The 12,434-nt window shown below is 40.7% G+C and carries 9 protein-coding genes; 8 read left to right on the forward strand and 1 reads right to left on the reverse strand.

Going from position 1 to position 12,434, the window contains the following annotated elements; genetic code table 11:
* Nucleotides 1–100: 100 nt before the first annotated feature.
* Nucleotides 101–2,173 carry an acetate--CoA ligase family protein gene (locus tag AC0UMU_RS10145; RefSeq protein ID WP_472300420.1) on the reverse strand — a complete coding sequence of 691 codons (2,073 nt, stop codon included), beginning with the start codon at nt 2,171–2,173 and terminating at the stop codon, nt 101–103.
* A 139-nt stretch (nt 2,174–2,312) separates the two neighbouring features.
* On the opposite strand from AC0UMU_RS10145, the gene metG reads away from it, so the two are divergent.
* The 8 genes from metG to AC0UMU_RS10185 all read left to right on the forward strand — a co-directional run bounded on the left by metG (nt 2,313) and on the right by AC0UMU_RS10185 (nt 12,433).
* The gene (gene metG / locus AC0UMU_RS10150; protein ID WP_288640043.1) at nt 2,313–4,370 is read left to right on the forward strand and encodes a methionine--tRNA ligase; all 2,058 of its coding nucleotides are present in this window, start codon (nt 2,313–2,315) and stop codon (nt 4,368–4,370) included.
* Between the two features lie 150 nt (nt 4,371–4,520).
* A complete protein-coding gene (locus tag AC0UMU_RS10155) occupies nt 4,521–5,972 on the forward strand; it encodes a lipopolysaccharide biosynthesis protein (protein WP_122329722.1) in 1,452 nt (483 codons plus the stop codon).
* 13 nt (nt 5,973–5,985) lie between these two features.
* Nucleotides 5,986–6,885 carry a glycosyltransferase gene (locus tag AC0UMU_RS10160; RefSeq protein ID WP_288640007.1) on the forward strand — a complete coding sequence of 300 codons (900 nt, stop codon included), beginning with the start codon at nt 5,986–5,988 and terminating at the stop codon, nt 6,883–6,885.
* Nucleotides 6,886–6,903: 18 nt separating this feature from the next.
* Complete coding sequence (locus AC0UMU_RS10165) at nt 6,904–8,172, forward strand: glycosyltransferase (RefSeq protein ID WP_122303641.1); 1,269 nt, start codon at nt 6,904–6,906, stop codon at nt 8,170–8,172.
* A 7-nt stretch (nt 8,173–8,179) separates the two neighbouring features.
* Nucleotides 8,180–8,929, forward strand: coding sequence for a glycosyltransferase family 2 protein (locus tag AC0UMU_RS10170; protein ID WP_122303640.1), 750 nt, complete (start codon nt 8,180–8,182; stop codon nt 8,927–8,929).
* A 186-nt stretch (nt 8,930–9,115) separates the two neighbouring features.
* A complete protein-coding gene (gene rfbG / locus AC0UMU_RS10175) occupies nt 9,116–10,201 on the forward strand; it encodes a CDP-glucose 4,6-dehydratase (protein ID WP_288640009.1) in 1,086 nt (361 codons plus the stop codon).
* Nucleotides 10,202–10,218: 17 nt separating this feature from the next.
* Nucleotides 10,219–11,553, forward strand: coding sequence for a lipopolysaccharide biosynthesis protein RfbH (gene rfbH, locus AC0UMU_RS10180; RefSeq protein ID WP_270737946.1), 1,335 nt, complete (start codon nt 10,219–10,221; stop codon nt 11,551–11,553).
* Nucleotides 11,543–12,433, forward strand: coding sequence for an NAD-dependent epimerase/dehydratase family protein (locus tag AC0UMU_RS10185; RefSeq protein WP_288640010.1), 891 nt, complete (start codon nt 11,543–11,545; stop codon nt 12,431–12,433). The genes rfbH and AC0UMU_RS10185 overlap by 11 nt, the downstream gene beginning before the upstream one ends.
* Nucleotide 12,434: the final 1 nt, after the last annotated feature.

A 12,434-nucleotide genomic window follows, 5' to 3' on the forward strand; every position in this document is an offset into this window, starting at 1 on the left:
CATTTTGTGTATGAATTAGTTGGCTAATTTTATGCTATTTACTGAATCTCCCTTTCTATGCGGCGGAGAAAATGTCCTATTTTCTCCGCCGCATAGAAATTTATTTGTTTTTTGCCTCTTTCTCGATTCGGATGCGGGCATCTACCGCAATAATACCTTTTTTAGTTGCCAAAAGCGGATTGATATCCATCTCTTTTATTTCTGTAGCGAAACGCAATAATGTAGATAGACGGACGATGATTTCGGCAAACTGGATTTCATCGATAGGAGCTTCTCCTCTGACTCCCCGAAACATTTTGTAAGCACGCAGGGAGCGAATCATAGAGAGAGCTTCGTTTTCACTTAAAGGTGCTAATCCCGAAGCGATGTCTCTTAATATCTCTACAAAAATTCCTCCTAACCCGCAAAGGATGACATGTCCGAAATGAGGCTCGTACTTTGCTCCTACGAAAAGTTCTTTTCCTTGTAACATCGGTTGTACCATTATTGCGGTTACTTCGGGAAGTTTCATCATCCGATCAAATTCGAAAGCGAGATGCTCTTCCGATTGAATATTAAGAACTACTCCTCCTATATCGGACTTGTGGACAGGTCCTACTACCTTTGCGACTAAAGGAAAATCTAATTGTCTGGCTTTTTTAAGAAGCTCTTCTTTCGAAGAAGAAACGATTTCTGAGACTATTGGAATTCCGGCGGCAGAGAACAGAGACTGGACATGATTGTGCGGAAGATACCCGTTTTCTCCTATGTCATCGATAATCCTGCGTATTTCCGGTACGTTTACCCCGTATAATTCTATTCCGCCATTGGTCGGCTTCGAAGCATTGAATACTCGTGCGACAGCAGTTGCTAAAGCGACTTCATCCGAAAAATTGACATGTCCCTTATTCAGGAAATATTCAACTTCTTTCCCGGCGGTTACTACGGATGGGAGCACAGGGAATATCGGTTTGCTGCATTCTTCCATTTTTCGGTGCAACACATCATAGGCATCGTAAACTTTTACCAGTCCCGGACTACCGAAGATAACGGCTATTGCATCTATTTCGGGAGTATTTTCACAAAAGTCTATAGCTTTTTCCAAATGTTCGGGAGTTCCTGTAGCCAAGATGTCGATCGGGTTTCCGACCGAAGCTCCGGGATAAAGCTCTTTTTTTAGTTTTTGTGCAGCCTCTCCCGAAAGTTCAGGAACATGCATTCCCCCTTTAGAAAGAGCATCGGTCAACATTACGGCCGGACCTCCGGCATGTGTAACAATGGCGAAATTGCGGCCTTTGATTTCTTTTAAATTAAAAACGCAGGCGACGGTCGTCAGTTCTTCACGGCTGAAACAGCGTACGATTCCGGCTTTACGGAAGAGTGCTTCGACAGCCAAATCCGAGCTTGCCATAGCTCCGGTATGTGAAGAGGCTGCACGACTTCCCGATTCTGATGATCCCGATTTTATTGCAGCTATTTTGCATCCTTTCCGAATTAGAGAGGAAGCATGCAAGAGCATACGGTCGGGGTCTTTGATGTTTTCGATATAAAGGATTTTGATCGGTGTGGATTCTCCCGGAATATAAGAGCGGTCAAGATATTCCAAGACATCTTCGACTCCGATCTGCGGTGCATTTCCGACCGACCATACAGAATTGAACCGCAGTCCTTTGCCGATAGCGGACTCCATGATATATACGGCAGTAGCTCCAGAACTCGATATCAGATCGACACCTCGGGAATCGAGTTCGGGAATCGGCAGAGTGAATACGCTCCGGTGGTGACGGTTCATCAAACCTATGCAATTCGGTCCGATTAGCGATGCCTCGTATTTATTCGCAGTCTTTAAAATTTCCTGTTCTAATAGGAATCCCTCATGAGTTTCTTCTCCGAATCCGGCCGATATAATAATAAATGCTTTGGTATTGCGGGTCGAAGCCAGCTCTTCTACAATAGAGGGGCAAGCTGCTGCCGGAACGGCTAATATCGCCAGTTCTGTGTTTGGCAATGATGTTATGTCGGGAAAACAGGGAATACCTTGTACCTCTGTTTCTTTCGGATTTACTGCATATAATTTCCCGGGAAATTTTCCTTCCAGCAGATTCCGAATAATCTTTCCTCCGGGTTTTTGCGTATTATTCGATCCTCCTATGATCACAATACTTTCCGGAGCAATCAATTCTCTATTGATCATAATATATAAAATTCTTTATTTCAGATGATTTAGCAAAAAATTGCATACATATTCGTTCAAAGATAGCGATTTTACTTTTTCCTCTTATCGCATTGCGACAAAAATCGTATATTTGCAAATCATTTTGAAAAAGGAAAAGATAAAATCATATAAACCAATGGAAAAGAAATTCAAACGTACTCTCGTAACTACAGCGTTGCCTTATGCTAACGGCCCTGTGCATATCGGGCATTTGGCCGGTGTATATGTTCCTGCTGATATTTATACCCGATACTTGCGTCTCAAAGGAGAAGAGGTGATCCATATCGGCGGATCGGATGAGCATGGAGTACCTATTACCTTGAAGGCTAAAGCTGAAGGTATCACTCCGCAAGATGTAGTCGATCGGTATCATTCGATAATAAAAAAATCGTTTGAAGAGTTTGGAATTTCTTTCGATATATATTCCCGTACCTCTTCCGATATCCATACGAAAACAGCTTCCGAGTTTTTCCGGAAATTGTATGACAAGGGAGTTTTTATCGAGAAGACGACGGAGCAGTATTATGATGAAGAGGCTAAGCAGTTCCTTGCCGACCGTTATATTACCGGTACTTGTCCGCATTGTAAGAATGAAAGGGCTTATGGCGATCAATGTGAAGCCTGCGGAACATCTCTGAATGCGACGGATCTGATCAATCCGAAATCGGCAATCAGCGGCAGTGTTCCGGTATTGCGGGAAACTAAACATTGGTATTTGCCTCTCGATAAATATGAAGATTTTTTGCGTAAATGGATTCTGGAGGATCATAAGGAATGGAAATCGAATGTTTACGGTCAATGTAAATCTTGGCTCGATATGGGGTTGCAGCCTCGTGCCGTTAGCCGGGATCTTGATTGGGGAGTTCCTGTTCCGGTAGAAGGCGCTGAAGGCAAAGTATTATACGTTTGGTTCGATGCTCCTATCGGTTATATTTCCAATACGAAAGAGTTGTTGCCCGATAGTTGGGAACGCTGGTGGAAAGATCCGGAGACGAAGTTGGTTCATTTTATAGGAAAAGATAACATTGTTTTTCACTGTATCGTATTCCCGGCGATGTTGAAAGCCGAAGGGAGTTTTATTCTTCCGGAAAATGTTCCTGCAAACGAATTTTTAAATCTTGAAGGAGACAAAATTTCTACATCTCGTAATTGGGCGGTATGGTTGCATGAGTATTTGGTCGATTTCCCGGGTAAGCAAGATGTGCTGCGTTATGTTCTTACTGCAAATGCTCCGGAAACGAAAGACAATGATTTTACTTGGAGAGACTTTCAGGCACGAAACAACAATGAGTTGGTTGCCGTATTAGGGAATTTTGTGAATCGTGCAATGGTTCTTACACATAAGTATTTTGGAGGAAAAGTCCCGGCTTGCGGAGAGTTGACCGAGTATGATAAAGAGACGCTTGACGAATTTGCCGGAGTAAAGGTCGAACTTGAAAATTATTTGGAGAATTACCGTTTCCGTGATGCCCTGAAAGAGGCGATGAATCTTGCCCGTATCGGTAATAAATATTTGGCAGATACAGAACCTTGGAAATTGGCGAAGACCGATATGCCTCGTGTCTCTACGATTTTGAATTTGGCATTGCAGATTTCTGCTAATCTGGCGATTGCATTCGAGCCGTTTCTTCCTTTTTCTGCCAAGAAGTTGAGAGATATGTTAAATATGACTCATGCCGAATGGAACTTGTTGGGGAATACCGATATCTTACCTGAAGGGCAGCAGTTGAACCAGCCTGTTCTTTTGTTCGAAAAAATTGAGGATGCTCAAGTTGAGGCTCAAGTACAAAAACTGTTAGATACGAAAAAAGCGAATGAGCTGAAAAATCATCAGGCCGCTCCTGTTAGAGAAAATATCGATTTCGAAGATTTTATGAAATTAGATATTCGGGTAGGCAAGGTTTTGGAATGTCAAAAAGTACCTAAGGCGGATAAACTGTTGCAATTTAAAATCGATGATGGTTTAGGAGGGCGTACTATTGTTTCGGGAATAGCGAAACATTATAATCCTGAAGATTTGGTAGGAAAACAGGTTTGTTTTGTCGCTAATCTGGCGCCTCGTAAATTGAAAGGCATCGAATCGCAGGGAATGATTCTTTCTGCTGAAGATGCCGACGGCAAATTGGTTGTTGTAGAACCGGAACAGCATGTAAAACCGGGATCGGAAGTAAAATAAACCATAATATTTTTGTTTAAGAGAGGCTCTGTTTGAATTTTTTATCGGAAAATTCAGGAGGAATCTAAATATTAATAAATCCCCGGAGAAGTTTCAGTTTTCCCTCTTTGGGGATTTTTTATTCAACATGAAACATGTGGGCATCGAGATATGTCGGATAACTTGAAAAAGAAAACATTGACAGCTCTTATTTGGAGTTTTGTCGATAAATTCGGCCAGCAGTTTTTATACTTTGTAACGGGTATAATTCTGGCTATTCCTTTGAATCCGGTCGATTTGGGGAAGATGGCGTTATTGGCTGTATTTGTCGCTTTGTCGAGTATTCTTATAGACAGTGGATTCGGATCTGCTCTGATTCGTAAAAAAGAGGCGACCGATGCCGATTATAGTACTATTTTCTATTTCAATATCGGAGTCAGCCTTATCTTTTATCTCATCCTTTTCGCTTTAGCGCCGTTCATCGAGAGTTATTCGGGTGTTCCGGGGTTAGCGGCGGTTGCACGGGTTTCGTTTTTGAGTATTGTTTTTCTGGCATTCGGCATGATTCAGCAAACTCGTTTGATAAAATATATTCAATTTACGCAACTGGCACGTATAAATATTATTTCTCTGTTTTGTTCTTCGGTGTTTGCTGTCATTACCGCATTCATGGGTTGGGGAGTCTGGGCTTTAGTAATACAGTCTTTAGGAATGGCGATTGTAAAGTCTGTCTTGTTGTGGATTTACGGACGCTGGAGACCGAAGTGGATATTCAGAGTTGCCTCGATGAAAGAATTCTTCGGATATAGTTCGAGTCTGATAGGTACGGGGGTACTGAATACGATATTCAATAACATATACCCGTGGTTGATCGGAAAAGGTTATTCGACACAAGCGGTCGGTTATTATAATCAGGCTAATAAATTTCAGGATATGCCTTCGGCATTGATTGCCAATATTTTTAGGAGCGTTGCTTTTCCGGTATTGTCTTCGATTAATGATGACAGAGAGCGAATGATACGTGTTTTCGGGAAGTATATCCGGACGGTGTCTTTTATAATTTTTCCGATTATGTTTTTATTGATGCTGGTTTCGCAGCCTCTTATATCCATATTGCTTCCTGAAAAATGGGCGCCTTCTATTCCTCTCATGCAGGTATTGTGTATTTCGGGAGCATTTTCGCCTTTTATAATTTTATATTACGATTTATTCAATGCCGTAGGGAGGTCGGATATCAATTTGAAGATGGAGATTTTTAAAAAGATTTTTTTCATAATAGGAATACTTGTCTGTTTTAAATACAGTATAATGGCATTGATGTGGTTATGGGTGGTTTATACCCTTTGTTCTTTGATTGCAACGATGTTTTTAGCACATAAGTATGTAAATTATACAATGGGATCATTTTTTTTCGATATATTTCCCTGTTTATCTATATCTTTGGTAATTGCGGCAATGTCGTCCCTTTATTATCTGGTCTTTCAAGACCGATGGTTGTTGCTTGTTACGATTTCCGGAACATTCGGACTGCTTTATATTATTGCGGCACGTTTATTCCGGTTAGAAATGTGGCACGAATGCCTTCAGTTATTTAAAAAGAAAGTTTTGACAAACGGAAAATAAAAACATTTTGAATATGCAAATCGCTCCGATTGCTCTTTTTGTATATAACCGTCCCCGACATGTACGGTATTGTATAGAGTCTCTACAAAAGAATTTTTTTGCGGATAAGAGCGAACTGTTTATTTTTTCTGACGGGGTAAAGGATTGCGGTCAGGAAAAAAATGTGCGGTCGGTACGGGAGTATATACGTAATATACAGGGGTTTAAACGACTGCATATCGTAGAACAACCTGAGAATAAAGGATTGGCTTCGAATATTATTTCCGGAGTTACCGATTTGGTCGAGAAATATGGTCGAGTCATTGTTCTGGAAGATGACCTGATCGTCTCCCCATGGTTTCTTACTTTTATGAATGAGGCTTTGGAAACTTACAAAGATGAGGAGAGTATTGTAAATATAAATGGACATTTGCTTAAAGGCAAGGGAACATTTCCTGAAACTTTTTTACTGAGCTTTGCAAATAGTTGGGGGTGGGGCACTTGGAAACGGGGTTGGGATTTGTTTGAACCGGATGGAAAAAAACTGCTTCGAGAATTAGAAGCCCGGAACTTGACTCGTAAATTCGATTTTGACGGAGCTTATCATTTTACCCGGATGCTTAGGGAACAGATAGCCGGTATGAATAGTTCTTGGGCGATTCGTTGGAATGCTTCTATTTTTTTAAAGGGAAAGTTGTCATTAAACAGCGGTCGGTCGCTGGTCACGAATATCGGTTTTGACGGAACGGGAACGCATTGCGATAAATATGGGTTATTTGCGACGGATTTATATACGGGGCAGGTTAAGGTAGAGAAATTGTCTTTGCTACAAGAAAACAAGAATGCCCGGGAGATGTTGGCTCGTATTTATCGTTTCGATAACTCGTATTATAACAAAATAAGGGTTCGGATATTAAATTTTTTGCATAGATAAAGAGGGGAAAGTCTAAATATGAAAGTTGTTCTCGTTAGTACATATGAGCGTAAAGGCGGAGCTGCAATTGCCTGTTACCGTTTGAAAGAGGCTTTATTGAAAGAAGGGGTGGATGTGATGTTGTTGACGGCTTATAAAACTTCTGATGATCCTACGGTAATAACACCTTTTGATACGCGTTGGAAACGGCTGAAGAATCGTTTTCATTTTTATAAAGAACGATTTTCTATTTTTATAAAGAATGGTTTTTCCCGGAAAAATTTATTTGCTGTATCTATTGCCGATTCGGGAACGGATATTTCCGCTCTTCCGGTCATCCGGGAGGCCGATATTATTCATTTACATTGGGTTAATCAAGGATTTTTATCTCTTCAGAATATACATCAACTGATTAAACTTGGAAAACCGATGGTGTTTACGATGCATGATATGTGGTATTGTACATCGATTTGTCATCATGCCCGTTCTTGTGACCGTTTTATGTCGATTTGCAGGGAATGTCCTTATTTGCAATATCCGGGAGCATTCGATCTTTCCTATAAGGTTTGGTTGAAGAAACAGTTTCTGAGAAATCCGGATATTGTTTTTACGAGTGTCAGTCGTTGGTTGGCGAAAAGAGCTGGAGAAAGCGTTCTGATGGAGACCAATAAAATTTTTGTTATACCCAACGTTATCGATACAGAAGTGTTTTATCCGAGAGACAGAGAAAAGGTGCGTATGAGTCTGGGGATTTCTGATAATAGTAAGGTGGTTGTGTTCGGAGCTGCAAAATTGAATGACGAAAATAAAGGGTTTAAGCTGCTGAAACAATCTTTGAAAGACTCAAAGTATTGTCGGGAGATAAATCTTTTTCTGTTCGGAGAAATAAAAAGGGACAAAGACTTTCTAAAAGATATTCCTTGTAATTATCGTTATTTGGGAGAAATCGGCAATTCTGAAGATCTCGCCCGAATATATAGTGCTGCAGATGTTACGGTTATGCCATCACATTATGAGACATTCGGGCAGACTTTAGCGGAGTCTATGGCTTGCGGAACACCTGTGGTGGCATTTAATAGCAGTGGACAGACTGACATAATAGACCATTTGGAAAATGGATATTTAGTGACGTATCCTTTTACTTCGGACTTTGTAGAGGGAATGGACTGGGTTTTGGACCATACGAATCCCGAAATAAGGAAAAAGTGTATCGATAAGATAAAGCGATGTTTTTCACGGGATGTCATTGTCCGGCAATATCTCGATTTATATCACGATTTGTTTGTTAAAGATCAATTAAGAAAATAAAAATAATATGAAACCCTTGTTTTCGATAATAACGATAACTTATAATGCTGCCGAGACAATTGAAACCACATTTCGAAGTGTCGTCGGACAATCTTTTACCGATTATGAGTATATTGTCGTGGATGGTGATTCGAAAGACGGAACGGTAGATTTTTTGCGGTCTCGAAAAGATTGTTTGGCAGTGTTTATCAGTGAACCGGATAAGGGTTTATATGATGCGATGAACAAAGGAATGCATCTGGCAAAGGGAGAATATCTTATTTTCTTAAATGCCGGAGATACTTTTCATTCGGAAAATACTTTAGCGGATATTGCGGTTTCGATAGGGAGTTCCCGTCCTGACGTCATATACGGAGAGACAGCTCTTGTAAATGATAAGCGGGAGTTTTTGGGAATGAGAAGATTGAAAACCCCGGAAACACTTAATTGGAAAAGTTTCCGTATGGGAATGTTGGTATGTCATCAGGCTTTTATTGCAAAACGGACGCTTGCTCCCGATTATGATCTTTCTTATCGCTTCTCTTCTGATTTTGATTGGTGCATCCGTTGTATGAAAAGAGCGGGTACGTTATGGAATACGCACTTGACTTTGATCGATTATCTGAATGAGGGTGTTACGACTCGTAATCACAAAGCCTCTTTAAAAGAACGCTATAATATTATGGTCAAATATTACGGACGCATACCGGTTATGTTTTTACATTTATGGTTTGCTTTGCGTTTTTATACGGCAAAATGGATAAAAGGGCGAGTGTAGGTAGGAGTTTCGAGATAAAGATGTTTTTCTGAAAGGAAACATTTTTGTTCGTAAAAGTACTTCATCTCATTAATTTTAGGACAATCGAAAGTTTTTTTATATATTTACTTCGTATATTTGTCACAAGGTCCGGATGGCTTTGCCGGGCAACATTCATGCAAAGAAATTAATGAAATTAAATCAGAAATGAATTCGGGAAAAGCATATCTTTCATTTTATAGCGGGAAAAGAATTTTTATTACCGGTCATACGGGATTTAAAGGGAGTTGGTTGGTAAAGATTTTATCGATGGCAGGTGCGGAAATAAAGGGTTATGCTCTTCCTCCGGCTACAGATCCTGATTTGTATAGTGCCCTTGAGATAGACAAGCTTTGTACATCTGTGTTCGGAGATATTATGGATCGAGAGAAACTCATCCGTGAAATAGAGGATTTTGCTCCGGATGTGGTTTTTCATCTTGCGGCGCAACCGTTAGTCCGTCTTTCTTATGATATTCCTGCAGAAACTTTCGGCGTTAATGCAATCGGCACTGCGCATGTTCTGGATGCTGTCCGTAAGATAAATAAGCCGTGTACGGCGATTCTGATAACTACAGATAAAGTATATCATAATAACGAGTGGAATTTTCCGTACCGGGAAAACGACCGTTTAGGAGGATATGATCCGTATAGTGCAAGCAAGGCTTGTGCGGAGCTGGTTATCGACTCTTATCGAAATTCGTTCTTTAACCGGAAAAGTCATAATGATCATAAAAAAGCGATCGTAAGTGCCCGTGCCGGAAATGTGATCGGTGGAGGAGATTGGGCGAAAGATCGTCTCGTCCCGGATATTGTCAGGGCACTGCATAAGAGAGAGGAGATTGTACTTCGTAATCCGGCGGCCGTTCGTCCGTGGCAACATGTTTTAGAGCCGTTAGGCGGATATTTGTTGTTAGGTTATCTTGCATCGGTTCGGTATGCCGATTTGTCCAATGCTTATAACTTCGGACCTAATCCGGAAGATACGCTTACAGTCGAACAGATGACAGCTTTGGCGACAGATATTTGGGGAATCGGCAAATATCGAGTGGAACAAAATCTGTCAGCACCTCATGAAGCCGGGCTGTTAAAACTGGATATTTCTTTGGCTAAAGCCGAATTGGGATGGAAACCCGCTATGAATGCCCGGGAAGCGCTGGAGCTGACGTTGCAATGGTATAAAACATATTATCAGGATAAAGGATTCATTTCTGATTTGACAGAACAACAGATACAATATTTCTTCAGTAAGTAAATAACTAAAATCAAAATATGAGTACAAAAAGAGAACAAATCATACAGCTGGTAAAGGAGTATTATCGGGAAGAATTTGAAAGTAAAAAGAAAGATTTCGAGCCGGGAGATAAGATCTCTTACGGAGGACGGTTTTTCAATGATGAAGAAATGTGTGCTTTGGTCGATTCTTCATTGGATTTTTGGCTGACGACCGGAAGATATGCTGCCCGTTTTGAAAAAGAGATGGCTCAATTCTTAAATGTTCGCTTTTGCTCGTTGACCAATTCAGGTTCATCTGCGAATTTGTTGGCATTTATGGCTTTGACATCTCCGAAATTGGGCGATCGCCGAATTAAGAGGGGTGACGAAGTGATTACGGTAGCTGCCGGATTTCCGACAACTGTGACTCCTGTAATCCAGTTTGGTGCTGTTCCTGTGTTCGTAGATGTGACAATTCCCGGATACAATATCGATGTAACTAAGTTGGAGGATGCTTTTTCGGATAAGACGAAGGCTGTTATGGTTGCCCATACACTCGGTAATCCTTTCGACATAGCGGCTGTCAAGCAATTTTGCGATAAGCATGGATTATGGCTTATCGAAGATAACTGCGATGCCCTGGGCTCTCGTTATTTTATCGATGGGGAGTGGAAATATACCGGTACGATCGGAGATATAGGTACTTCGAGCTTTTATCCTCCTCATCACATGACAATGGGTGAGGGAGGTGCTTTATATACGAATAACCTGCAATTGAAACGTATTATAGAATCGTTCCGGGATTGGGGGCGTGATTGTTATTGTAATTCGGGGAAAGACGATACTTGCAAACGTCGTTTTACACAGCAATTCGGTGAATTACCGTTGGGGTATGATCACAAATATGTCTATTCTCACTTCGGATATAATCTGAAAGTTACCGATATGCAGGCTGCAATCGGGTGTGCTCAATTGCAGAAGTTGCCGGCTATCATAGATGCCCGTAAACAGAATTGGAAATATCTGAGAGAGAAATTATCGGTTTATGGTAATAAGCTGATATTGCCTGAACCGACCGAAAATTCTGATCCGAGCTGGTTCGGTTTTGTTATCAACGTAAGAGAAGATGCCGGATTTACTCGTAATGAAATTGTCGATTATTTAGAGAAAAACGGCATACAAACACGAATGCTGTTTGCCGGAAACTTGATTAAACATCCTTGTTTCGATGAGATGCGTACGAAAAAAGAAGGGTATCGTGTTTGCGGAGATCTGACAAATACCGATGCGATTATGAGCGATGTTTTCTGGATTGGCGTTTATCCCGGAATGACTCGGAAAATGCTTGATTTTATGATCGAAAAGATAGGAGAATTTTGTCATGCCCGTTAAAACTGTTTTGCTTACGGGAGGAAATGGTTTTATAGGGAAGAATCTCAAAGAGAGTTTTCTTGCGCAGAAATATAATTTGTTGACTCCCGGAAGTAAAGATCTCAATCTGTGCGATGAAGATGCGGTAGCCCGGTATTTTGATGAGCATCAGATCGATATCGTTATCCATTCGGCCGTAAAACCGAATCATCGTAATGCAAAAGATCTGAGTAATATATTTTATTCGAATACACGTATGTTTTTTAATCTGGAACGGTATTCTGACCGGTATCAGAAAATGCTCGTACTCGGGTCGGGTGCTATTTATGATTTACGGTACTACCGTCCGCTTATGAAAGAAGATGAATATACGCGTTTCTTGCCGGCCGATGAACATGGATATTGTAAGTATGTGTGTGAAAAGGTAATTGAAAAGAGCAGCAATATATATGATCTGAGACTGTTCGGAATTTTCGGGAAGTATGAAGATTATGCGATTCGCTTTATTTCCAATGCCATTTGTAAAACGTTGTATGATCTTCCTGTCACATTGCGTCAGAATAGGCGATTCAGTTATTTGTATGTAGACGATCTGCCTTCGGTTATAGATCATTTTATCGAGAATACACCTCAATATAAAGCATATAATGTTGTTCCCGATCAGGTCGTTTCATTATATGATCTGGCACGTATGGTGGTCAGGATATCCGGAAAAGAGTTGCCGATATTAGTCGGGCAAGAAGGCATGGGATCGGAATATAGTGGCGATAATTCCCGTTTGAAAAAAGAAATGCCCGATATTCGGTTTACTCCGATAGAAAAATCCGTAGAACAATTATACGAGTGGTATGCCGCTCATCGTGACGAGATTGATAAAAATGTATTGTTATTTGATAAATAAA

The organism is Coprobacter fastidiosus (genome assembly GCF_982245605.1).